The following is a 24,881-nucleotide window of genomic DNA, read 5'->3' on the forward strand; positions in this document are numbered from 1 at the left end:
GTCAGCCCTCCATTTTGTTCTTATTTTCTTTTGAATTTGCCTCTTTATGATACGTGACCATTTTCGGATATGGAATTTCGATACCCGCTTTTTCAAGTTCGAGTTTCAATGTTTTTCTAAGCTCTCTTGCTATCTTAAAATGAGTCATCGGAAGCACTTCAGACGTTACACGAATGACCACTTCAGAAGCCCCGAGCATTTGAACGCCAAGTACTTCAGGATCTTTCACCATTTCAGGATAATCAGGTTTTACTCTTTTAACGACATCTTCAATGATTCTTTGTGCTTTATCGATATCTTCTTCATACGCAATGCTTAAATCGACTACTGCAATGCTGTTATGAACGGAAAAGTTCGTCACTTCTGTGATAGACGAATTCGGCAGGATATGCAATTCTCCTGTCCAGCTTTTAATTTTTGTTGTCCGAAGGCCGATTTCTTCAACCGTCCCTTCAAAACTAGCAATCCGTACCGTATCCCCAACAGAAAACTGATCTTCAAAAATGATGAAAAACCCTGTAATGATATCTCTTACGAGGTTTTGAGCACCAAAACCGATTGCCAGCCCTAAGACTCCTGCTCCTGCCAGTATGCCTCTAACATCCATGAATTCACTTAATATGGCTAAGATGGCTATAAAATAAATCACATAAGTAGCTACGTTATTTAAGAGCCTGAATAATGTGTTTTCTCTTTTTTCACTAAGCCGTAAAGGTGATTTTAATCTCACCTTAAAAATATTAGCGATTGCAGCTTTAATGATGTATTTAAAGATGACTGCAATAACGATGATTGCTACAATTTTTAGTCCGGTAGCACCAATCTCAGCCCACCAATCTTTATCTGAAAATATAGTAACGGCTTGTTCTGCTGTTTTAGGTAAATCTGTACCTGCCAATGAAGTCCCATCCTCTCATTGATTATGAAATTATTTAATCAGCTTTTACATAGAATTACAATGTCATTCATAGAAAAGCGGTATGAAAAATTTATTCGGTTACGAGCATAGCTTAAACGGGTATAGTCCTTAAACAAAAGTCTGATTATTCTATTCTACCATGTATAGGAAAAGGAATTCTTCCGTATACTAAGTAGTACCATAATAAAGGAGAGGATGTCATGTTCCTCAAACGGAAGCTAGGACTAGGGAAACCCATTCAATATAAATTGCACCACGAAGAAAAGGAAGCCACACTAAGAATTACAGAACAAATTTTACCTATGCTTCCGGAATCAAGCCACCAGCCAGTCGTTATCGTATGCATTGGTACAGACAGATCAACCGGCGACGCACTTGGCCCCCTCGTTGGCACTAAGCTTCACAATAAAGATACTTTTCCGTTTCATGTATACGGAACACTTGATGACCCCGTTCATGCGGTGAATCTCGAAGAAAAACTAAAAATGATTGAAGCTGAACATCCAGGAGCGTTTATCATTGGAATTGATGCTTGTCTGGGACGGTTAAATCATGTTGGGATGGTTTCCATTAATGAAGGTCCTGTCAAACCCGGAGCAGGAGTGAACAAACAGCTTCCGCCTGTCGGAGATATGCATATAACCGGAATTGTAAACGTGAGCGGTTTTATGGAATATTTCGTTCTGCAGAATACCAGACTCAGCATTGTAATGAAAATGGCCGATTTAATTGCAGATTCGCTTCACATGGCTTGCCTGAGAAAAAAGATTCAGCAAAAAAACATGATGCACCAAACAGAATCTCGCTCACAAGATATTTACAAAATTCAATAAATAACAAAGCCGCTCATATCAATTGATACAAGCGGCTTTTCTTATAGAATTCCCTGTGAAAAAGCTAAAATGCTATCCCATTTTTCTACAATAAAAACAAGCATCCCTGCGATTAAAAGTCCAGGAAGCAGGTTAGCAACCCTGATTTTAGCTACTCCGAGCAAGTTCAGACCTATTGCGACAATCATAATTCCACCTGTGCCAGTAATTTCTACAATAAGAGCATCCATAAGCTCTTGCGGCACAAACCGGTCGATTTGTGTGGCTAATAACGTTATGGCACCCTGATATAAGACAACCGGAATCGCAGAGAACATTACACCAATTCCAAGTGCTGAAGTAAATAAAATGGCACAGAATCCGTCAATCAATGCCTTTGTGTAAAGGACATCATGCTCTTGTCTCAATCCACTGTCTAAAGCACCGACAATAGACATAGCACCAACTACAAAAACGAGTGTAGCTGTAACAAACCCTGTTGCAACAGATCCTTTATCCTGTTTGCCTACTTTTGTCTCAAGCCATTTTCCAACTGAGTTCAGTTTTTCTTCAAGATTCCACCACTCGCCTAACGCTCCTCCAACAGCCAGGCTGGCAATTACGATAAGAAATTGTTCGCTCTTAAGCCCCATGCCTATTCCTAAAATGGTAACTGCTAGTGCCATCGCCTGAAGAATGGTATCTTTTATTCGATCGGGTATAGCTGTCCAAAATAGACCTAAAAAGCTTCCAGAGATGATTGCGATACCGTTAACCAATGTTCCTAAAAGTGACATATCATTTATCTCCTATCCAAGTAGACCATCGATGATTTCCCTTAAAGCCCTGATCAAAGTGTTTACTTCATCTTTTGTATTGTTATAACCGAAGCTGATCCGCAAAGTTCCTATATTGTTTGTTCCTGCCCGGCTGTGAGCAAGAGGTGCACAATGCAGTCCAGCTCTTACGGCAATATTGTAATGTTCATCTAAAATTACCGCGATTTCATGAACATCCAGTCCTTTGACTCTTAACGAGACAACTGGAAGCCGGGCTGGAAATGAAGCAGGCTGGGTTATGCTTACTTCAGGCATAGATTCGATTTTCTGCAAAAAATCATAAAGCATTTCTTCTTCATGGTTTTGAATATTCTTTAAGCCCCTATGTAAAACCTCTTTAACACCTGCGTGAAGTCCTGCTATTCCTGAAACATTCAATGTCCCGCTCTCCAGCCTGTGAGGAATTTCTGCAGGTTGTTCAGGTTCTTCAGAAAATGTTCCTGTTCCACCATAAATCAATGGAGAAAGCAACGTATCTTTATTGTTTAAAAGCAGTATCCCTATGCCTTGCGGGCCTAATAACCCTTTATGGCCAGGTACCGCTAAATAATCAATATTTTGGTTTGTCATATGTATAGGATGAATACCAGCTGACTGAGCAGCATCCACGAGTAATTTTAATTCATATTCTCTTGAAATGTCCCCCCATATATCTGCTGGCAAAAGTGTTCCATCCACATTTGATCCGTGGGTGCATATCAATAACCTGGTGCTCTCTGTGATGTTGGAGATGATGTTTTCTTTATGAAGTGCTTCACTGTCTTGTAAATAAGTGACGCTGATACCTATTGTTTTTTCAAGATAATGAAGAGTCCGATAGACAGCGTTATGCTCAAAGCCAGAAGCAATAATATGATCCCCTTTTTGCCAGTGATACCCTTTTAATACAAGATTAACTGCTTCAGTAGCACTCTTCGTAAAAATGACAGATTCAGCAGACTCACAGCCAAAGAAGGAAGCGAACTCATATCTTGCATCAGTAACAACTCTCGAGGCTTCTTTAGACAAGAAATGGCCGCCGCGGCCAGGATTTCCTAAGTTAACAGCTTGTCCAACAGCTTCGATGACTTCTTGGGGTTTTGGATATGAGGTTGCTGCATGATCAAAATAGATGATAGACAAATATTCTTCCCCCTTGCATGTTTAGAAAACTACTTTTCAGATAACCCATAGTGTAAAAAAGAAACCACCTCATCGATGGTTTCATACTACTTTTCTAAAAGATCTAAAATTCGTTCTAAATCATCTTGTGAAAAGAACTCTATTTCAATTTTCCCTTTGCGTTTTGACTTTTTGATAGAAACGCTTGTACCAAAACGATCTCGTAATGATGATTCTTTCTCTTTAAAAAACACGTTCGTTTGTGCAGTTTTCTTTTTTGTTCCACGTGAAACATTCATATTGATGTCTTGAATGAGTTTCTCAAGCTGTCTTACATTTAAACCATCATCTGTAATGCGCTGAACAACCTGCTGCATTTTTGATTTCTTCTTAAGGCCGAGTAATGCACGGCCGTGTCCCATCGTAATCATGCCATTGGATAAAAGCTCTAAAACGGGTTTCGGCAGCTGCAAGAGGCGGATATGGTTCGCAATATGCGGACGGCTTTTCCCGACTCTAGAAGCCAGTTCTTCTTGTGTAAGTTTAAGATGGTCTATTAGCTTCTGGTAAGCCTGAGCCTCTTCCACAGGATTTAAGTCTTCCCGCTGAAGATTCTCGATCAGCGCTACTTCCATCATTTTTTCTTCTGTATAATCTTTTATGATAACAGGAACAGTCTTAAGACCTGCTTCTGATGCAGCTCGGAACCTTCGTTCTCCAAGGATGATCTCATATCCCTTTATGCTTTTTCGAGCCAAAATCGGCTGCAGTATTCCATGTTCCTGAATCGATTCCTTCAGCTCGTCAATCGCTTTTTGGTCGAAAACTTTTCGGGGCTGATATGGATTCGGCCTAAGCTCTTTTACACTGACTTCTTGGACTTGTTCTTCTTCATTTTGTAATAACGCTCCAAGCCCTTTACCTAACCCTTTCGCCAATGCCAATCACTTCCTTCGCAAAATCTAAATAAACATCTGCACCCCGGGATTTCGGATCATAAATAATAATCGGTTTTCCATGACTTGGCGCTTCTGATAGTCTAACATTTCTTGGTATGATTGTTTCATACACTTTATCTTGAAAATACTTTTTTACTTCTTCGATTACTTGAATGCCTAAATTCGTTCGTGCATCAAGCATTGTAAGCAATACACCGTCAATCATAAGATCAGTATTTAAATGCTTTTGCACAAGCCGTACCGTGTTTAAAAGCTGGCTAAGCCCTTCAAGTGCGTAATATTCACATTGCACCGGTATTATGACTGAATCTGATGCTGTTAAAGAGTTGATCGTAAGCAGCCCCAGAGATGGAGGACAATCGATAATAATAAAATCATAGTTTGAGCTTACCTGATCGAGTGCTCTTTTTAGCCGTACTTCCCTTGAAATGGTCGGTACAAGTTCGATCTCCGCTCCTGCCAGCTGAATAGTAGAAGGGAGAATATGTAATCCTTCACAGATCGTTTCAACTATAACATCTTTAACTTCCACATCCTCAACTAAGACATTGTAGATACATTGATCAATATCTCCTTTGTCTACTCCTACACCGCTTGTCGCATTGCCTTGAGGATCTATATCTACTAACAATACTTTTTTTCCGAAATATGCTAAGCATGCACCAAGGTTGACTGACGTAGTCGTTTTTCCGACTCCGCCTTTCTGGTTGGCTACTGCAATGATCTTCGCCACGTTGTCACCTACCTCACTTTATGAACAATCAATTATCTATTATTCTATCATGAAGATTTTAAAATAACTTATTGAAATAATGAAAAATAGAGTTTTTTTCTGATGTATCGTATTTAAAAGTAAAAATCTTTTAGTAAGGCTGTTTGCTTAAACAGTGCCGCTCTTGCAAGTAGTTGATTTCCGCTCCAGGTTGCTCGCTTTCCGGGGGGTGTGCGGTGAGCCTCCTAAGCGCTTTGCACTTTCAGGAGTCTCACCCACTGATCCCCCAGGAGTCTCGCACCTTCCACTCCAATCAAGCTGTCACTGAAGATAATGGGCAAAAGAAAAATACAACAATGTTTTAGATAAGAGTATTTAGAATTAAGTGTTATTTTTGAGGAATACTGCAAAAAAACCACCAGCTTATGAATAGCTGATGGTTTTAACTCTTAATTTTTAGGAATTCGAATGGTAAACTGATAGAATTCTTCGTGCTCTTCTTCTTCCGTATCAATAGAAAGTCCGCTTTGAACGACCATATCTACTGATTGTCTTACCGTATTGATGGCAAGGCGCATATCTTTGCTGTAAGATTTGCGGCGTGCCTGAGGTTTTTTCTCTGCAGTTTCAGCCTCTATCATTCTTTTCACTCGGTCTTCCGTCTGTTTAACATTTAATTGCTTTTCAAGAATTTCCGCTAGAACCAGTTCCATTTTTTCTGGCGTCTTTAAGACAATTAAAGCCCTTGCGTGACGTTCTGTAATCTTCTTTTGCAAGAGAGCATCTTGAATGGATTGTGGAAGCTTTAATAATCTAAGCTTATTTGCAATCGTTGACTGGCCTTTGCCTAGCTTTTGTGCCAGTCCTTCTTGTGTAAGTCCATGTAATTCCAGCAGCTTCGCGTAGGCCATTGCTTCTTCAATAGCCGTCAATTCTTCCCGCTGAAGGTTTTCAATAAGAGCTACGGATGCTGTTTGTGAATCATCCATTTCCTTTACAATAGCCGGTATCTTCTCCCAGCCTAGTTTTTGGACAGCTCTCCATCTGCGTTCTCCCGCAATCAGTTCATATTGGTCTTCTCCAATGCTGCGAACAACAATAGGCTGAATGATGCCGTGAGCTTCGATGGTTTGTGATAATTCTTCAATTCGTTCATCTATAAAAACCGTTCTGGGCTGAAACCGGTTTGGAATAATATACTGAACCGGAATTTGAAGTACTTCTTCGTTGTCGTTTTTTTCAGCTGGTTCTGGATCTAATGTCTGCTGGCTCTTTTCGCCGATGCCGAATAAACGTGAAAAAGGATGCTTCATGCGAATACACCACCTTTTGTAATCTGCCTGTTAATCTATTTCGTCCCACTAGTCCTAAAATCCTGCAAGTCTGTAAAAATCTTTCTTTTATGTAACGCCTGTGTTTCACGTGAAACACAGTAAATTTTTTATTGTATCGGTGACTTGTTAGGAGTTCCTGGTTTGCGCGGAAACTTCTTAGGTGTCTCATTAACTTTTTCGATAATGACAATGTTTCGTTCGCTTTCTTCGATCGGAAGCAAGAAAGAATGAACATCTTCAATCTTTCCTCCCAAAAGTTTAACCGCTTTTTCGCCGTCTTTTACCTCTTCAGGAAGGTTTGCACCTTTCATCCCTAAAAAATGTCCGCCTTTTTTTACAAGCGGCAGACAAAGCTCAGATAAAACAGAAAGTCTGGCAACTGCTCTTGCCATAACAAGATCAAACTGCTGCCTGAATTCTGGTCTGTGAGCAAATGTCTCGGCACGATCATGGTACATTGAAACATTCTCTAATCCAAGTTCTTTTACAACATGCTCTAAGAACCCGATTCGTTTATTCAAAGAGTCTACAACAGTTAACTTGATCTCAGGAAAACAAATTTTAAGCGGAATAGCAGGAAAACCAGCACCTGCTCCAACATCACATACAGTAATGTCCTGATTAAAATTAAAATAAAACGCGGCTGTAATAGAATCATAAAAATGCTTTAAATACACTTCTTCTTTTTCTGTAATTGCCGTTAAATTCATTTTTTCATTCCATTCAACAAGCAAATGAAAATATTTTTCGAATTGTGACAGCTGCTTTTCTGATAACTCAATTCCCTTTTCCTTTAGGGAAGTTTGAAACATCTCGATATTCATTTTTGTTGCGTCCCCCTTTTTTGAAGACCCTTCGTTGACAAGAAAGTTGATTGGAGTGCAAGGTGCGTGCCTACCACCTGAGTAAACTTCTCGAAGGGCATGCGACGAGGAAGCCCTCTTCGGAAGAATTGTCTTGTAGACGCAGGAGCACAAATACTTCCTTGTCCCCCATTCTAACCAAGTCTCACCGCACGCCCCACGGAAAGCGAGCACGTGTGAGCGAAAATCAACTACTTCTAACGGGCAATCTTAGCCAGTTTGCCCTGTTCAAGGTAAATCAACAGAATAGAGATGTCTGCAGGGTTTACCCCGGATACTCGTGATGCCTGTCCAACCGAAAGCGGACGTACTTCGTGCAGCTTTTGCTTAGCTTCCGTTGCTAATCCGTTTATCGCCATATAATCAAGGTCAACAGGCAGTTTTTTGTTTTCCATCTTGCGCATTCTTTCTACCTGTGCGAGCTGTTTATCAATATAACCAGCATACTTCACTTGAATTTCGACCTGTTCTGAAACAGTTTCGCTTAGAGGTCCTTCTGCAGGTGCTAACCTTTGAATCACAGGATAAGTCACTTCTGGACGTTTAAGCAGGTTTGCAGCAGTCATCGGTTCTTTAAGCGCTGAAGACTGAGCCTCTGCAAGAACTTGCTGAACCTCATCTGATGGTTTAATTGAAACATGTTCTAAACGCTCAATTTCCTTCGCGATCTGTGCTTTTTTCTCCTCAAAGCGTTCGTACCGTTCTTGCGGTATCAGTCCGATTTCAAAACCTTTTTTCGTTAATCGCAGATCAGCGTTGTCGTGTCTTAATAAAAGACGGTATTCAGCTCTCGATGTTAAAAGTCTATATGGTTCGTTCGTACCTTTTGTAATTAGATCATCGATTAGCACACCAATATAAGCTTCAGAACGATCAAGAATCAGGGGTTCTTTACCCTTTACCTTTAACGCAGCATTAATACCCGCCATAAGCCCTTGTCCGGCTGCTTCTTCATAGCCGCTTGTACCATTCAGCTGCCCTGCAGTAAACAAGCCGCTCACGTTCTTTGTTTCAAGAGATGGCCAAAGCTGAGTTGGAACAATTGCATCATATTCAATTGCATAGCCTGCACGCATAAGCTCAGCTTTTTCAAGACCAGGAATAGTAGCAAGAATTTTCTTCTGAACATCTTCAGGCAAACTAGTAGATAAGCCTTGCACATATACTTCCTCAGTGTTTCTTCCCTCTGGCTCTAAGAAAATCTGATGCCGCGGCTTGTCATTGAAACGTACAATTTTATCTTCAATTGACGGACAATATCTAGGACCTGTTCCTTCGATCATTCCAGAATACATTGGTGAACGGTGAAGGTTGCCGTTGATCAGCTGATGTGTTTCATCCCCCGTGTAAGTCAGCCAGCAAGGAAGCTGATCTGTAATGTATTCGGTTGTTTCATATGAAAAAGCTCTGGGAACATCGTCTCCAGGCTGTATTTCCGCCTTGGAATAATCAATGGTTTTGCTGTTTACACGCGGCGGAGTACCTGTTTTGAAACGAACCATATCAAATCCAAGTTCCTGCAGATGATACGACAAGTTAATAGAAGGCGCCATATTGTTTGGTCCACTCTCATAAGCGAGTTCACCTATGATGATCTTTCCTCTTAAATAAGTACCCGTTGTTAATACAACAGCTTTTGCCTCGTATTCTGCCCCTGTTTTTGTAATAACACCCTTACAAATGCCGTCTTCCATAATGAGACGTTCTACCATCCCTTGACGCAATGTAAGATTTTCAGTATTCTCCATTGTTTTCTTCATTTCATGCTGATAAAGATATTTATCTGCCTGAGCACGCAGTGCACGTACTGCAGGACCTTTACCCGTATTCAGCATCCGCATTTGAATATGCGTCTTATCAATATTCCGAGCCATTTCGCCGCCAAGTGCATCCACCTCACGCACAACAATCCCTTTTGCCGGTCCTCCGACAGACGGATTGCAGGGCATGTAGGCTACGGTATCTAAATTTAACGTCAGACAAAGTGTTTTTGCACCCATACGAGCTGAGGCGAGAGCCGCCTCAACACCTGCATGGCCAGCGCCAACGACAATAACGTCAAAAATGTCTGCTTTATATCCCATGTGTTCTTACCTCCTTCTTCTTTATTTTCCGAGACAAAATTGAGAGAAAAGCTGGTCGATCAAGCTTTCTGAAACAGTATCTCCTACAATTTCACCAAGTATCTCCCACGCTCTTGTAATATCAATCTGAACCATATCAATTGGAAGATCAGCTTCAATGCCGCCTAATGCTTCGTCAATATGATGAATCGTCTGCTGCAGCAATGCAATGTGTCTTGAGTTTGATACGTAAGTAAGATCTTGTGCTTCGATTCCGCCTGCAAAAAATAGATTCGCTATCGCTTGTTCTAGTTCATCTATTCCCTCTTCTTTAACTAATGATGTGGCAATAACAGGTGAACCTTCCGCTAAAACTTTAACTTGATCAATATCCAGGTTTGTTTCTAAATCTGTTTTGTTTATGATTACAATCTTATCTAGCCCCGCGGCTGCACGGAATAAATTTTCATCCTCATTGGACAGCGGTTCATTTCCGTTTAAAACGAGCAGTATTAAATCTGCTTCTTTTAATACTTTTCGTGACTTTTCAACACCAATTTTTTCAACAATATCTTCTGTTTCGCGGATGCCTGCTGTATCTACAAGCCTTAAAGGGACACCTCTTACATTGACATACTCTTCTATAACGTCCCTTGTAGTCCCGGCTATATCTGTAACAATGGCTTTGTTTTCATGAACTAACGCGTTCATTAACGAAGATTTCCCTACGTTCGGCCGTCCAATAATAGCCGTAGATAAACCTTCACGAAGAATCTTCCCTTGCTGAGCCGTCTGTAAAATGGATTCTACCTCTTTTTTTACCGTTAAAAGATTGTTGTTTAATAAAGAATGCGTCATTTCTTCAGCATCGTATTCTGGATAATCAATATTTACTTCAACGTGGGCAATGGTTTCTAATAGTGTTTGTCTTAGTCTGCTGACTAAAGATGAAAGGCGGCCTTCCATCTGATTAAGAGCAACATTCATGGCCCGGTCTGTTTTCGCTCTGATCAAGTCCATAACTGCTTCCGCTTGTGACAAATCTATTCGTCCGTTCAAAAAAGCACGCTTCGTAAACTCTCCTGGTTCTGCCAGACGTGCTCCCTGCTGCAGAATGAGCTGAAGCACCCGGTTAACAGAAACTAATCCGCCGTGACAGTTGATCTCCACAACATCCTCACGCGTAAAAGTTCGCGGAGCTCTCATTAAACTTACCATGACTTCCTCTACAGCCTGGTTCGTTTTCGGATCAACCAGTTTACCGTAATGAATCGTGTGAGTGTCGGCTTCTTCAAGCATTTTAGAACCTTTATAAACACGGTCAGCGATCGACACCGCTTCCGGACCGCTAAGACGAACGATTGCAATAGCTCCTTCACCCATCGGGGTTGAAATAGCTGTAATTGTATCGTATTCCATTAATTTCACCTCAACTTCCCTATAAAACGCTCTATCTATTTATCATTTAGTATGACCTATAATGGCTGCTGTGATAATTGGTAGTTAAAAAAGGACATAAATATCCACAATAAAAAATAGTGTACCGTATTATGTGCCCGCAGTAAATAAAAAGCCCCAGAGGAATACCCTCTGAAGCTTCATTATCTTTTAATTATATTCTTGGGACGGATAACCACTTTTCGAAATGGCTCAACCCCTTCAGAAGTTGTTTCAACATCCCGGTTTTCTTTGAGTGCTAAGTGAATCACTTTTCGTTCATTTGCAGGCATCGGTTCAAGCGCGAAGCTTTTTTTTGTAATGAACACTTTTTGAGCGGAATGCTCAGCGAGCCGTTCCAGCGATTCCTGCCGTCTGGTACGATAATTTTCAGCATCAAGAACAATTTTCACATGCTTAGCTTCTGGATCTGAGTTTGCAACCATATTCGTTAAAAGCTGAAGCGCATTAAGCGTTTGTCCGCGTTTTCCAATTAAGATCGCAATTTTTTCACCGGTTAAATCAAGCACTAGATGATCGTTTTCCTGCCGCTGAGAAATGGTAACGGGCACCCCCATCTTGGATGTTACATCCTGAAGGTATTCGATCGCGGTTTTAACAGGATCAGCTTTCACTGTTACTTCAACAACTGCCGGCTTACCGCCGAGTCCAAAAAAACCTTTTTTGGAATCCTCAAGAATTTTCACATCTACTTGTTCTTTTGAAGTCTGAAGTTGTTCTAGTGCTGCTGCTACTGCTTCTTCAACCGTTTTCCCTGTTACCTGTACCTTTTTCACTTTTTAGCTCCCCCATCAACTTGATTTTCTTTCTTTTTCATTGGGGTCGTAATGAAATATGTTTGTGCAATCATGAAGATGTTACCGATCACCCAATATAAAGATAATGCAGCTGGGAAATTAATCGCAAATACAACGATCATGACTGGCATGATGTATAAAAGCATCTTCATTTGCGGATTTGGGTTATCCATTCCGCCCATCATGATTTTTTGCTGCAAGAATGTTGTAAGACCTGCAACTATCGGCAAAATAAAATAAGGATCTGGATCTCCTAGATCGAACCAAAGGAAATTGTGATTAGCAATTTCTTCTGTACGCATAATTGCATGATAGAAACCTAATAGAATAGGCATCTGAATAAGTAACGGTAAACAGCCTGCAAGCGGATTTACACCATTCTTTTGAAATAATGCCATTGTTTCCTGCTGCAGTTTTTGCTGTGTGTTTGCATCTTTTGATTTGTATTTTTCACGAAGTTTTTGAATTTCAGGCTGAATTTCCTGCATCGCTTTAGAACTTTTAGTTTGCTTTATCATTAAAGGAAGCAAAGCCGTTCTAATCAATAAAGTAACAATAATGATAGCTAGTCCATAATTTTCACCAGTCAGATCTGCAAAATATGTGATCAGCCATGATAATGGATAAACAAAATACGTGTCCCAAATTCCCGTGCTGTCTTCTGTAACAGGATCCATCGTTCCACATCCTGATAGGACAGCCATGAGTGCGAAAAGGGCAATTATTAAACCTATTTTCTTGCGCACACTCTTATCCTCCTTAAAATCATAAATCTCATCTCAATTATTTATTTTCTCTTTTTTCAGGCACGAGGTCAACGCCCCCGGGATGAAAAGGATGGCACTTCAGAATTCTGATAACCGTCAGCCAAAGTCCTTTTATGGCACCATGCTGCCTGAAAGCTTCTATACCGTAATGCGAACAAGTCGGATAAAAGCGGCATGAAGGCGGAGTCATCGGAGAGATCCACCGCTGGTAAAAACGTATAATCCCTATAAATAAGGATTTCACTTCTTACACCCTCTTTTTAAAAACGTTCGCTCGATTTAATACGTGAAGTAAACTTTTTTCAATTTCATGAAAATCCATATTCGCTGTCGGTATTCTCGCAATAACAACGTAATCCCTGCCTGGCAGCAATTGTTCGCTGTATTTATGAAAAATCTCTTTAACCGAGCGCTTGATGCGATTTCGCGTAACAGCTTTTCCTACCTTTTTACTGACAGACAGACCAATACGGAAAACCTCTTGGTCTTCTTTTTTTAAGCTGTATATAACAAATTGGCGATTAGCCGTTGATTTTCCTTTTTTGAAGACTTCTTGAAATTCCTCATTTTTTTTGATGCGCTGCTCTTTCTTCATTCCATTTAACACTCCATCAATTTAAGCAATCTCATTCCATTGTCCTGCGATCTCTTCCAGTATCGGTTTAATTTAGTTTTGTAAAACATGTTTTAGACAAAATCTGAATTATTCTGTACTAAAAAATACGAAACGGAGTGAGCGGATAGGTCTATAAAAGTAAAAAAAGACCACTGATGTCAGTGGCCTATGCGGATAACACTTTTCTTCCCTTTTGACGACGGCGAGCTAGAACTTTACGACCGTTCTTAGTAGCCATACGTGCACGGAAACCATGTACCTTCTTACGCTTACGGTTGTTCGGTTGAAATGTAGGTTTCATGTATATTACACCTCCCTGAGGATATCTCTTATAAAAGACAGTCTAATAAAGTATAATGACTCACCTCTTAATTTGTCAAGGTGGTTTTTACTTTTAATAAATGTTAGGCGTTCTTCTCCGATCTTTTCTCTATTCTACAACATTTTATCCAAACCGCATTTTTCATCTTCTGTTTTCCTGTGGACATCTTTTTCGACACGTTTTTCATTATCCACACCAATTATCGACATCTTTTACACAAAATCTTGTGTTGTGGACAACTTCTTTACACAAGGTATGGGCGTTGTGGATAAGTAACAATAATCCGTTGCCAAGCTTACTTTTTTTTGATATGCTTGTTGTGTTTTAACTCGTTAATAACATCTCAGCCGTACAAAGTTATTCACATGCTGTGGATAAAGTTGTGGACAGTTTAAATTCACTGTTAAAAAGGTTGTCCACAAACACTGTATGGCTGTTTATAATCCTATTATCTACTATATTAATTATCATTCACATATCATGTGGACTTTTATTTTTATGCATAGGTATTCATTGCATGTACAAACCTTAAACAACAGGGAAAACGACTGCTGAAATAGGATGACTTAGAAGAGATAAGGGGGGTAAATTGGTTGGAAAACATTAATGACCTATGGTCCAAAGCACTTGCGGCTATAGAAACAAAAGTTAGTAAGCCCAGCTTTGAAACCTGGTTAAAATCAACAACAGCCCATGCATTGCAAAATGATACGCTTGTTATCACAGCACCTAATGAATTTGCGCGTGATTGGCTGGAATCAAGGTATGCTGGCATTATTTCAGAAACCTTGCTGGACGTTACTGGTGCGGCATTGGATGTAAAGTTCATCATTCCACAAAATCAGTCAGAATTAGATTTAGATTTGGAGCTGGCGATGAAAAAAGCACCAAAAGCGCCAAATGAACCTCACGAAGAAGTTTCTCAAAGTATGCTAAATCCAAAGTACACGTTCGACCGGTTTGTAATCGGTTCTGGAAACCGCTTTGCGCATGCTGCATCACTAGCTGTAGCAGAAGCACCGGCGAAAGCTTACAATCCGCTATTTATTTATGGTGGAGTCGGGTTAGGGAAAACGCATTTGATGCATGCGATCGGACATTATGTACTGGAACATAATCCAGGTGCAAAAGTTGTTTATTTGTCATCAGAAAAATTTACAAATGAATTCATAAATTCTATTCGAGATAATAAAACCGTTGAATTTCGCAATAAGTTCCGCAGTGTGGACGTGCTTCTTATAGATGATATTCAATTCCTTGCGGGAAAAGAACAGACTCAAGAGGAATTTTTCCATACATTCAATGCACTACATGAAGAAAGCAAACAGATTGTAATCTCAAGTGACCGGCCTCCAAAGGAGATTCCTACATTAGAGGACAGACTCCGTTCACGCTTTGAATGGGGATTGATCACGGATATTACACCGCCAGATCTGGAAACAAGGATTGCTATTCTGCGAAAAAAGGCGAAAGCTGAAGGCCTGGACATTCCAAATGAAGTTATGCTTTATATCGCAAATCAAATCGATACAAACATTCGTGAACTTGAAGGTGCACTTATACGTGTTGTAGCTTATTCTTCTTTAATTAATCAAGACATGAACGCAGATTTGGCTGCAGAAGCACTGCGTGATATTATACCGTCAGCAAAACCAAGAACTCTTACCATTCATCATATACAAGAAGTAGTCGGCAAACATTATAACGTTAAGCTCGAAGATTTCACGGCGAAAAAAAGAACAAAATCAGTTGCTTTTCCAAGACAGATCGCTATGTATCTTTCACGTGAGCTAACTGATAACTCACTTCCTAAAATCGGGGAAGAGTTTGGAGGCCGTGATCATACAACGGTTCTTCATGCACATGAAAAGATTTCAACATTGCTTATTACAGATCAAGTGCTGCAAAGAAAAGTACAAGAAATTCATGATCAGTTAAAATCGATCTAAATAGCAACCTTGAATACTGTGAATAACTACTGTTACTTTATACACAGTCTGTCCACATGTGGATAGGCTGTTCTATCTTGTTTTGAACGGGTTATCCACACATTCACAGCGCCTAGTACTATTACTACTATTTTTTTAAAAGATTTTAATTAATATCAGGGGGGTAAAACAATGAAAGTTAAGATTCAATTAAACCAATTGATTGAAGCAGTTCAGGATGTCATGAAAGCCGTCTCATCACGAACAACAATTCCGATTTTAACAGGAATAAAAATGGAAGTGACTTATGAAGGTGTGCATTTAACTGGTAGTGATTCTGATATTTCCATTGAAAGATTGATACCGACTGAAGAAGGAGATCTTGTACATATTGAGGTAAAGCAAGAAGGAAGTGTTGTTCTTCCAGCACGCTATTTCTCAGAAATCGTTAAAAAGCTGCCAAATGATTCAGTAGAGATCGAAGTTGGAGAGCGTTTCGAAACAACTCTTCGCTCAGGTGCATCTGAATTCAGTTTATTGGGACTCGATCCTGAAGAATATCCGCGTTTGCCGCAGATTGAAGAGAATCTTGTTTTTGAAATTCAAAGCGATCTGCTTAAAACAATGATCCGCCAAACTGTCTTTGCGGTGTCCACCTCAGAAACACGCCCGATATTAACTGGTGTCAACTGGACATTATCTGATGGGTTGCTTAACTGTATTGCAACAGACAGCCACAGATTAGCAGAGCGTAAAATGCCAATTGATTCACAAGCAGAAGAGTTATCTTTCCAAAATGTAGTTATTCCAGGAAAGAGCTTGAACGAACTTTCTAAGATTCTTGATGAATCTGCAGAGAAAGTACAAATTGTTGTTACGAACAATCAGATTTTATTTAAAGCAAAGAACATTTTATTGTTCTCCCGTTTATTGGATGGAAACTACCCAGACACTTCAAAGCTGATTCCATCTGAAAGCAAAACTACATTTGTTTTAAAAACAAAAGAGTTTTTGCAAGCGATCGACAGAGCTTCTTTATTAGCAAGAGAAGGAAGAAACAATGTTGTTAAACTAGCAACACTGGACAACAAAACGATCGAACTATCATCGAACTCGCCTGAGATCGGTAAAGTCTTTGAACATATGATTGCTGAAGACATTGATGGGGAAGAACTGAAAATTTCTTTTAATGCAAAGTATGTGATGGAGGCGCTTAAGGTTATGGACTGTTCTGAAATCAGCATTCTTTTCACAGGTGCTATGCGTCCGTTCCTTATCCAGCCTGTCTCAGATGACACGATCCGCCAGTTAATCCTGCCGGTAAGAACTTACTAAAATATGAAGCTGCCGGATGACCGGTGGCTTTCTTTTCTTTTTCTAAGAGACTCTATTTTTGGAGATACTATATATTATTTAATTGATTGGCTCTTTTCTAAAAGATTGTTGCTTATGATTCTTTTGTGAATACACTTCGTTGACAAGTTGATTGGAGTGCAAGGTGCGAGACTCCTGCGGGATCAGCGGGACAGGTGAGACCCCGTCAGCGCGAAGCCATAGGGAGGCTCACCGCACGCCCCGCGGAAAGCGAGCACCTGGAACGGAAATCAACCACTTTCAAGAGCAACATAGATTACGAAACCAGGAGGTTTTTGAAATGGAAAACGTAAAGATCAATACAGAATTTATAACGCTTCAACAGCTGCTGAAAACAACCGATGTCATCCAATCGGGAGGCATGGTAAAATGGTATTTAGCAGAACATGAAGTTCTTGTGAACGGAGAACATGAAACACGCCGAGGGAAAAAACTATATGCGGGTGATGTCGTGTCCATTCCAGATATAGGAGAGTTCAAGGTAACAACGGAATAGGGGGTATCCCTTTGCATATTGAAGAGCTTTATCTGAGGAACTACCGCAACTATAAAGACCAGTCTTTAAGCTTTGAAAATAAGGTCAATGTTTTCCTTGGCGAAAATGCCCAGGGTAAAACGAATGTCATGGAATCGATCTATGTTTTGGCCATGGCGAGGTCTTATCGGACGTCAAAAGATAAAGAGTTAATAACTTGGGACGAAGAATATGCTAAAATAGAGGGTAGCATCAAAAAGAAAAACAGTTCTTTTGATTTGAGCCTCGTCATATCACAAAAAGGAAAAAAAGCGAAAATCAGCCGCATTGAACAGCGACGCTTAACAGATTACGTCGGACACTTTAATGTGGTCATGTTTGCACCTGAGGATTTAAATCTTGTAAAAGGCAGTCCGCAGGTGCGTCGTCGTTTTATTGACATGGAAATTGGCCAGGTAAACGCTGTTTATTTGAACGATTTATCTGTGTATCAAAAGATCCTGTCTCAGCGAAATTCTCTTTTGAGAGACATGTATCGAAATAAAAGCACCGAAAATATGACGATGCTTGAGATATTAACAGAACAGCTTATAGATAAAGCGGCAAGAATTACATTGAAACGCATGAAATACATGGAGAAGCTGCAAGGATGGGCAGAACCGATTCACCATGGCATATCGAGAGGGCTCGAAAGCTTAAAAATTCATTACAAACCTGCCGTAGAGGTATGCAATGAACCCGATTTGTCGAAAATGATAGAAGCGTTTCATTCGAAATTTGGTAAAATAAAAGAAAAAGAGATTGAGCGGGGCACATCTTTATTTGGACCCCATCGGGATGATCTGCTGTTTTCGGTAAATGGGAAAGATGTACAAACATTTGGTTCTCAAGGACAGCAACGGACGACTGCTCTTTCACTGAAGCTCGCCGAAATCGATTTAATTCATTCAGAAGTTGGAGAATATCCTGTTCTGTTGCTGGATGATGTACTTTCTGAATTAGACGACTTCAGGCAATCTCATCTGTTAAATACCATCCAAGGGAAAGTTCAAACCTTTGTTACTACGACCAGTGTTGAAGGAATTCACCATGAAACATTGGAAAAGGCCGCAACCTATCAAGTTCATTCAGGCTCCATAGAACGTTTGAAATGAGGTGAGGGATTTGCTTTTGCATTTAGGTGATGAAGAAGTTATTCATTCTAAAGATGTACTAGCTATATTGGATATCAATGCGTTAAAGACTTCTGAGCTTGCGAAGGAATTTCTTAAAAAGCATGAAAAGAATCAGACATTGACCGATTTGAGCGGGAATGCTGCAAAATCCGTAATTATTACTGACAAAACGATTTACTTGTCTCCCCTTTCTGCCTCTACGTTAAAAAAGAGAGCCTCTGATCGCCTCGAACTTGAAAATGGCTGGAATATAAAATAAAGGTTTTATAAATAAAGCGTTTTTAAACCGGAATGAAGGTGAACCAATTGACGACTGAACAAAAGTTAGAGCATCAGCAAAATTATGATGAAAGTAATATCCAGGTACTTGAGGGGCTAGAAGCTGTCCGTAAACGTCCTGGGATGTATATTGGTGCAACAAATGTACGCGGTTTGCACCATCTTGTATGGGAGATCGTTGATAATTCAATCGATGAAGCGTTAGCAGGATACTGTGATACGATTCGCATTACGATTGAAGAGGACAACAGCATCACTGTAGAAGATAATGGACGCGGTATTCCTGTTGGGATGCATGAAAAAATGGGAAGACCAGCGCTGGAAGTTATTATGACTGTCCTGCATGCCGGCGGTAAATTCGGCGGCGGCGGATATAAAGTATCCGGAGGTCTCCATGGTGTAGGTGCATCCGTAGTTAACGCGCTGTCCACAATGCTCGAAGTTACTGTATCCCGTGATGGGAAACTGCATTATCAATCATATGAGCGCGGTGTACCGACTGCAGACTTGAAAATTATTGGCGAAACAGATAAGACAGGTACACGCACACACTTTAAGCCAGACCCAGAAATTTTTACTGAATCATTAGAATATGATTTCCCGACTCTTTCTAATCGTATTCGTGAACTTGCTTACTTGAACCGTGGTCTTCGCATCATTGCAGAAGATAAACGCGGGGAAGAGCCAGAAGTGAAGGAATACCACTATGAGGGCGGTATTAAGTCATACGTTGAGCATATTAACCGTACTCGTGAAGTACTTCATGAAGAGCCGATTTTTGTTGAAGGTGAAAAAGATGGCATCTCAGTAGAAATCGCGTTCCAATACAATGACAGCTATGCAAGCAATATCTATTCTTTTGCGAACAACATCAACACACACGAAGGCGGAACGCATGAATCTGGTTTTAAAACAGCTCTGACTCGTGTAATCAACGATTATGGGCGAAAGAATAACTTGTTTAAAGACAACGACACGAACCTTACAGGTGAAGATGTCCGTGAAGGGTTAACAGCGATTATTTCTATCAAGCACCCTGATCCGCAGTTTGAAGGGCAGACGAAAACAAAGCTTGGAAACTCTGAAGCAAGACAGATCACTGAATCTATTTTTTCTGAGACGTTCTCTTCTTTCATGCTTGAGAACCCGGTTGTGGCAAAGGCAATCGTTGAAAAAGGTATGATGGCGCTGCGTGCACGTGTTGCTGCTAAAAAAGCGCGTGAACTTACGCGCCGCAAGAGTGCATTAGAAGTTTCTTCATTACCTGGGAAACTGGCAGATTGCTCTTCAAAAGATGCAAGCATCTCTGAACTGTACGTGGTTGAGGGTGACTCTGCCGGCGGATCTGCAAAACAGGGACGCGACCGTCATTTCCAAGCGATCTTGCCTCTTCGCGGTAAAATTATTAACGTTGAAAAAGCAAGACTGGACAAGATTCTTTCAAATAACGAAGTCCGTGCCATTATTACGGCTTTAGGTACAGGTATCGGCGACGAATTTGATATTACAAAAGCCCGTTATCATAAGATCATTATCATGACAGATGCAGATGTTGATGGTGCGCATATTCGTACACTTCTTTTAACATTCTTTTTCCGCTATATGCGCCCGATCATTGAACACGGATATATTTATATCGCTCAGCCGCCGCTTTATAAAGTGCAGCAAGGAAAGCGTATAGAATATGCATACAATGATAAAGAACTTGAAAAATTATTGGCTGAACTTCCGCAAGTTCCAAAGCCGCAGCTGCAGCGCTATAAGGGTCTTGGTGAGATGAATCCTACCCAGCTGTGGGAAACGACCATGGATCCGGAAACACGTACATTGCTTCAAGTGGAAATGAAAGATGCAATGGCTGCTGACGAAACGTTTGAGATCTTGATGGGAGATAAAGTAGAACCACGCCGTGATTTCATTCAAGAAAACGCACAGTACGTAAAGAATTTAGATATTTAGTTAAGAATGTTTCAGCATTTATTTTTAGGTGCTGAAGCTGAACATAGAAAATGCTGAAGCTGGACTAGGTCCAGTTTCGGTTCGTTTAAAAGCCGAATTAGAGGGCTTTAAAAACCTGTTTTTCAAGAGGTTATGGAGGTAAAACGAATGTCTGAAATGGAACGTTCCCGGGTTAAAGAAATAAATATTAGTACGGAAATGCGTACATCTTTCATGGATTATGCCATGAGCGTTATCGTCAGCCGTGCATTGCCAGATGTACGTGACGGATTAAAGCCTGTTCACCGGCGTATTCTTTATGCCATGAACGATCTTGGTATGACAGCGGACAAAGCTTATAAAAAGTCTGCACGTATCGTTGGTGAGGTAATCGGTAAGTATCACCCTCACGGCGACTCTGCTGTATACGATACGATGGTTCGTATGGCACAGGATTTCAACTTCCGCCACATGCTGATCGACGGCCACGGCAACTTCGGTTCTGTCGACGGCGACGCTGCGGCAGCAATGCGTTATACTGAGGCGCGTATGTCTAAGATCGCCATGGAAATGGTGAGAGACATCAACAAAGACACAATTGGCTACAAAGATAACTATGATGGATCTGAACAAGAGCCGGTTGTATTGCCTGCACGTTTCCCGAATTTGCTTGTGAATGGTGCTGCTGGGATCGCGGTTGGTATGGCAACGAACATTCCGCCGCATCATCTTGGAGAAGTAATCGACGGAGTTTTAGCAGTAAGTGAAAATCCAGACATCACAATCCCTGAACTGATGGAAATTATTCCAGGCCCTGATTTTCCTACCGCAGGGGAAATTTTAGGACGTGAAGGAATTCGCAAGGCATATCAAACCGGAAGAGGTTCAATTATTATCCGTGCAAAAGCCGAAATCGATGAAATGCCTAGCGGAAAGCAAGCAATCATCGTTACGGAGCTTCCTTACCAAGTAAACAAAGCCCGTCTTATTGAAAAAATCGCTGAACTGGTTCGTGATAAAAAGATTGAAGGTATCACAGACCTGCGTGATGAATCTGACCGAAACGGTATGCGTATCGTGATGGAAGTCCGCCGTGATGCGAATGCAAATGTCATTTTAAATAATTTATATAAACAAACAGCTCTTCAGACAAGCTTTGGTATTAACATGCTTGCACTTGTTGACGGGCAGCCGAAAGTTCTTAACATTAAAGAATTTCTTTACCATTACTTGAAGCATCAGCAAGTTATCATTCGCCGCCGTACAGAGTTTGATCTTAAGAAAGCTGAAGCAAGAGCTCATATTTTAGAAGGTCTGCGTATTGCACTTGATCACTTGGATGAAGTAATCGCACTGATCCGTGGTTCCAGGACGACTGACATTGCTCGTGAAGGATTGATGGAGAAGTTTGAATTAAGCTATGAGCAGTCTCAAGCTATTCTAGACATGCGCTTACAGCGTTTAACAGGTTTAGAGCGTGACAAGATCGAGAACGAATATAGTGAACTTGTTGCTTTGATCACTGAATTAAAAGCAATTTTAGCAGATGAAGAGAAAATTCTTGAGATCATCCGCACAGAACTTACTGAGGTTAAAGAAAAATATGATAACCCAAGACGTACCATTATTTCTGTCGGATTCAACAGCATTGAGGACGAGGATTTAATTCCGCGTTCAAATATCGTAATCACGCTGACGAACAAAGGCTATATTAAGCGTCTTCCAATTTCCACTTACCGTTCACAGCGACGCGGCGGTAAAGGAGTACAAGGAATGGGCACAAGTGAAGATGATTTTGTTGAACAGCTGTTTACAACAAATACTCATAACTACATTCTGTTCTTTACGAACAAAGGGAAAGCTTACCGCTTAAAAGGTTACGAGATTCCTGAGTACGGAAGAACAGCAAAAGGTATTCCGATCATCAACCTGCTGCAGATCGAGCAGGGTGAAACGATTTCAGCTGTTATCCCTGTTGAGGATATGGAAAGTGATGAAATTTACCTTAACTTTATGACGAAACAGGGAATAACAAAACGTTCTCCATTATCTGCATACAGCAATATCCGCAAAGGCGGACTGTTTGCTATCAATCTTCGAGATGAAGATGAATTGATGGGTGTACGTTTAACAGACGGAACTAAAGACATTATCGTCGGTACAAAACAAGGGATGTCTATCCGTTACCAGGAAACAGACGTAAGATCAATGGGTAGAACAGCTACTGGTGTTAAAGCTATTACTCTAGGTGAAGATGATGCAGTTGTTGGAATGGAAGTATTGGATGAGTCACAAGACATCCTGATCGTTACAACAAGAGGTTACGGCAAGCGGACACCGATGAGTGAATACCGTCTGCAGTCACGCGGCGGTAAAGGGATCAAAACAGTTAATATAACTGAAAAGAACGGTCCTGTCGTTACCTTGAAGACTGTTACGGATGAAGAAGACTTGATGATTATTACGGCAAAAGGAATCATCATAAGAATGAACATCTCTGGCATTTCGACAATGGGCCGTAATACACAAGGTGTAAGATTGATGTCTATGAATGACAGCAATCATGTTGCCACTGTTGCCGTTGTAGAACGAGAAGAAGAAACAGAAGAAGAATTATTAGATGAAAATGGCGAACCTATCGTAACTGAAGGGGAAGAATCGCCAGCTTCTGAAAATGATCCTGAACAGAATGACGAAGAGAATAACGAATAATTTCTTAAAAGAGGAAAATGAGTATACATTTTCCTCTTTTTTATATGTACAATTAAACTATGAATTTTCCGACAAAAGGAGTTTATTGTATGAAAGTTAAAACGAGTCAGGCAAAGATTGGCCAAATGCTGATTCAAGATGTTTTCTCAATGACGAATCAGCCGATCGTTAATAAAAATACCGTAATAAATTCAGAACATCTAAGAGTACTTACTCGTTTTAATATAGAGGAGATTGATATCCTTAATGATTCAGGATTGAACCAAAACAGCATAAAGGAAAATACAGCACCTCCTCCTGCCAAACTAGAAGAGAAAACTTCCTTGCAGCTTAAAAAAGAAGATATCTCTTCATTTCCGAGCATTTACCTGCAAACGGTCAAACGTTATAAGCAATTATTTACGAATTGGCAGTCCGGAAGCTCATTAGATATGTTGGAGGTTCGCCAGGCTGCTTTACAAGTTCTTGAAGAAGGTTCAAATTTCCCTAGAGAGATTTTATTGCTGCATCACTATGCCACAAGCGCGGATTATATTTATCATCATGCAATTTCTGTTGGGATATTGAGCACATTTTTAGCAAAGAAGCTTAATTATTCAAACGGAGACTGTATCCAAATAGGTCTTGCTGGCGTTTTGTCGGATTGCGGAATGTCCAAAGTTCAGCCGACACTTTTGAAAAAAAGCGGCGCGCTGTCACCTGCAGAGTTTGATGAGGTAAAGAAACACACCATTCACGGATATAACATGCTTAAAAAGATACCCTCTATAAAAGAAGGAGTTTTACTCGGTGTTCTGCAGCATCATGAGCGGGAAGACGGTTCAGGGTACCCGTTAAAAGTTCAAGGAAGCAAACTGCATCCATTCAGCAAAATTCTTGCTGTAGCAGATGTGTACCTGGCGATGACAGCTGAACGTCCGTATCGAAGCAAGCAATCTCCATTCAAAGTACTCGAAATGATGATGAAGGATCAGTTCGGAAAGTTCGATCATCAAGTTATACGTGCACTGTTATCCGGGCTATCAACCTTCTCAACAGGCAGCCGTGTTAAACTTACTAATCATGAAGTAGGTGAAATTGTCTTTATAGAAGAAAGCCAGCCTACACGTCCAATGGTCAAATTAGACTCAAACGGTGAATTCATCGCTTTAAAAACAAGGAATGATCTCTTTATAGAAGAGCTTTTATCTTAGGATAGAAGCTTTTTTGTTTTTAGGTATTGTAACCTGGCTTTATCCATGGTAGACTAATCAAGCTGTCTTAAGAACAGCGCTGCAACACTTTAAGTTGATAACGAATTAAATTGAAAAAGTTTTAAAAAGTTATTGACTCTGACAGTTTAGCGTGGTATATTATTAAAGTCGCTAAAACAAGTGACGCAAACAAGTTCTTTGAAAACTGAACAAAAGCAAAGGTAAGGAATTAAGAATTAATTCCG

23 protein-coding genes are annotated in these 24,881 nt (G+C 40.4%); 9 read left to right on the top strand and 14 right to left on the bottom strand.

The features are described 5' to 3' along the window. Position 1: 1 nt before the first annotated feature. Complete coding sequence (locus ACFQ4X_RS16430) at positions 2–898, bottom strand: mechanosensitive ion channel family protein (protein ID WP_379836940.1); 897 nt, start codon at positions 896–898, stop codon at positions 2–4. Positions 899–1,119: 221 nt separating this feature from the next. Between ACFQ4X_RS16430 and yyaC the strand changes: the two genes are divergently transcribed. Further along, positions 1,120–1,752 carry a spore protease YyaC gene (gene yyaC / locus ACFQ4X_RS16435; protein ID WP_379836942.1) on the top strand — a complete coding sequence of 211 codons (633 nt, stop codon included), beginning with the start codon at positions 1,120–1,122 and terminating at the stop codon, positions 1,750–1,752. Positions 1,753–1,793: 41 nt separating this feature from the next. Here yyaC and ACFQ4X_RS16440 read toward each other — a convergent pair whose 3' ends face one another. The 13 genes from ACFQ4X_RS16440 to rpmH form a co-directional block, all read right to left on the bottom strand. Then, complete coding sequence (locus ACFQ4X_RS16440; RefSeq protein WP_379836944.1) at positions 1,794–2,528, bottom strand: DUF554 domain-containing protein; 735 nt, start codon at positions 2,526–2,528, stop codon at positions 1,794–1,796. A 12-nt stretch (positions 2,529–2,540) separates the two neighbouring features. Beyond that, positions 2,541–3,692 carry an aminotransferase class V-fold PLP-dependent enzyme gene (locus ACFQ4X_RS16445; RefSeq protein WP_379836946.1) on the bottom strand — a complete coding sequence of 384 codons (1,152 nt, stop codon included), beginning with the start codon at positions 3,690–3,692 and terminating at the stop codon, positions 2,541–2,543. 86 nt (positions 3,693–3,778) lie between these two features. Next, on the bottom strand, positions 3,779–4,609 hold the full coding sequence (locus ACFQ4X_RS16450) for a ParB/RepB/Spo0J family partition protein (protein WP_379836948.1): 831 nt from the start codon (positions 4,607–4,609) through the stop codon (positions 3,779–3,781). Next, positions 4,590–5,363 (bottom strand): ParA family protein, encoded by a 774-nt coding sequence (locus tag ACFQ4X_RS16455; RefSeq protein WP_130292699.1) that lies wholly within the window; start codon positions 5,361–5,363, stop codon positions 4,590–4,592. The genes ACFQ4X_RS16450 and ACFQ4X_RS16455 overlap by 20 nt, the downstream gene beginning before the upstream one ends. Before the next feature lie 428 nt (positions 5,364–5,791). Next, positions 5,792–6,655, bottom strand: a complete 864-nt coding sequence (gene noc / locus ACFQ4X_RS16460; protein WP_379836950.1) for a nucleoid occlusion protein — start codon at positions 6,653–6,655, stop codon at positions 5,792–5,794. A gap of 128 nt (positions 6,656–6,783) precedes the next feature. Further along, the gene (gene rsmG / locus ACFQ4X_RS16465) at positions 6,784–7,500 is read right to left on the bottom strand and encodes a 16S rRNA (guanine(527)-N(7))-methyltransferase RsmG (RefSeq protein WP_379836952.1); all 717 of its coding nucleotides are present in this window, start codon (positions 7,498–7,500) and stop codon (positions 6,784–6,786) included. A gap of 236 nt (positions 7,501–7,736) precedes the next feature. Beyond that, positions 7,737–9,623, bottom strand: a complete 1,887-nt coding sequence (gene mnmG / locus ACFQ4X_RS16470; protein ID WP_379836954.1) for a tRNA uridine-5-carboxymethylaminomethyl(34) synthesis enzyme MnmG — start codon at positions 9,621–9,623, stop codon at positions 7,737–7,739. Positions 9,624–9,644: 21 nt separating this feature from the next. Continuing rightward, positions 9,645–11,021 carry a tRNA uridine-5-carboxymethylaminomethyl(34) synthesis GTPase MnmE gene (gene mnmE / locus ACFQ4X_RS16475; protein ID WP_379836956.1) on the bottom strand — a complete coding sequence of 459 codons (1,377 nt, stop codon included), beginning with the start codon at positions 11,019–11,021 and terminating at the stop codon, positions 9,645–9,647. A 182-nt stretch (positions 11,022–11,203) separates the two neighbouring features. Further along, positions 11,204–11,836, bottom strand: a complete 633-nt coding sequence (gene jag / locus ACFQ4X_RS16480; protein ID WP_379836958.1) for an RNA-binding cell elongation regulator Jag/EloR — start codon at positions 11,834–11,836, stop codon at positions 11,204–11,206. After that, complete coding sequence (gene spoIIIJ, locus ACFQ4X_RS16485; RefSeq protein WP_066294438.1) at positions 11,833–12,603, bottom strand: YidC family membrane integrase SpoIIIJ; 771 nt, start codon at positions 12,601–12,603, stop codon at positions 11,833–11,835. Before spoIIIJ ends, jag begins: the two co-directional genes overlap by 4 nt. Before the next feature lie 37 nt (positions 12,604–12,640). Beyond that, a complete protein-coding gene (gene yidD, locus ACFQ4X_RS16490) occupies positions 12,641–12,868 on the bottom strand; it encodes a membrane protein insertion efficiency factor YidD (RefSeq protein ID WP_379836960.1) in 228 nt (75 codons plus the stop codon). A 3-nt stretch (positions 12,869–12,871) separates the two neighbouring features. Beyond that, on the bottom strand, positions 12,872–13,219 hold the full coding sequence (gene rnpA, locus ACFQ4X_RS16495; RefSeq protein WP_379836962.1) for a ribonuclease P protein component: 348 nt from the start codon (positions 13,217–13,219) through the stop codon (positions 12,872–12,874). Between the two features lie 187 nt (positions 13,220–13,406). Beyond that, on the bottom strand, positions 13,407–13,541 hold the full coding sequence (gene rpmH / locus ACFQ4X_RS16500; protein ID WP_007201576.1) for a 50S ribosomal protein L34: 135 nt from the start codon (positions 13,539–13,541) through the stop codon (positions 13,407–13,409). A gap of 614 nt (positions 13,542–14,155) precedes the next feature. Here rpmH and dnaA point away from each other — a divergent pair. The 8 genes from dnaA to ACFQ4X_RS16540 all read left to right on the top strand — a co-directional run bounded on the left by dnaA (position 14,156) and on the right by ACFQ4X_RS16540 (position 24,636). Beyond that, positions 14,156–15,511, top strand: coding sequence for a chromosomal replication initiator protein DnaA (dnaA, locus tag ACFQ4X_RS16505; RefSeq protein WP_379836964.1), 1,356 nt, complete (start codon positions 14,156–14,158; stop codon positions 15,509–15,511). Between the two features lie 171 nt (positions 15,512–15,682). Further along, positions 15,683–16,825 (top strand): DNA polymerase III subunit beta, encoded by a 1,143-nt coding sequence (gene dnaN, locus ACFQ4X_RS16510; RefSeq protein WP_379836966.1) that lies wholly within the window; start codon positions 15,683–15,685, stop codon positions 16,823–16,825. A gap of 319 nt (positions 16,826–17,144) precedes the next feature. Beyond that, positions 17,145–17,360: a S4 domain-containing protein YaaA gene (yaaA, locus tag ACFQ4X_RS16515; protein ID WP_077361026.1), complete on the top strand. Its 216-nt coding sequence runs from the start codon at positions 17,145–17,147 to the stop codon at positions 17,358–17,360. An 11-nt stretch (positions 17,361–17,371) separates the two neighbouring features. Beyond that, on the top strand, positions 17,372–18,493 hold the full coding sequence (gene recF, locus ACFQ4X_RS16520) for a DNA replication/repair protein RecF (RefSeq protein ID WP_379836968.1): 1,122 nt from the start codon (positions 17,372–17,374) through the stop codon (positions 18,491–18,493). Between the two features lie 10 nt (positions 18,494–18,503). Next, complete coding sequence (gene remB, locus ACFQ4X_RS16525; RefSeq protein ID WP_066294449.1) at positions 18,504–18,773, top strand: extracellular matrix regulator RemB; 270 nt, start codon at positions 18,504–18,506, stop codon at positions 18,771–18,773. A gap of 32 nt (positions 18,774–18,805) precedes the next feature. Continuing rightward, positions 18,806–20,752, top strand: coding sequence for a DNA topoisomerase (ATP-hydrolyzing) subunit B (gene gyrB, locus ACFQ4X_RS16530; protein WP_379836970.1), 1,947 nt, complete (start codon positions 18,806–18,808; stop codon positions 20,750–20,752). A 147-nt stretch (positions 20,753–20,899) separates the two neighbouring features. Then, positions 20,900–23,443, top strand: a complete 2,544-nt coding sequence (gyrA, locus tag ACFQ4X_RS16535; RefSeq protein WP_379836972.1) for a DNA gyrase subunit A — start codon at positions 20,900–20,902, stop codon at positions 23,441–23,443. An 89-nt stretch (positions 23,444–23,532) separates the two neighbouring features. Next, complete coding sequence (locus ACFQ4X_RS16540; RefSeq protein ID WP_379836974.1) at positions 23,533–24,636, top strand: HD-GYP domain-containing protein; 1,104 nt, start codon at positions 23,533–23,535, stop codon at positions 24,634–24,636. Positions 24,637–24,881: the final 245 nt, after the last annotated feature.

Origin of the sequence: Fictibacillus halophilus (assembly GCF_042680145.1) — a bacterium.
GTDB lineage: Bacteria > Bacillota > Bacilli > Bacillales > Fictibacillaceae > Fictibacillus > Fictibacillus halophilus_A.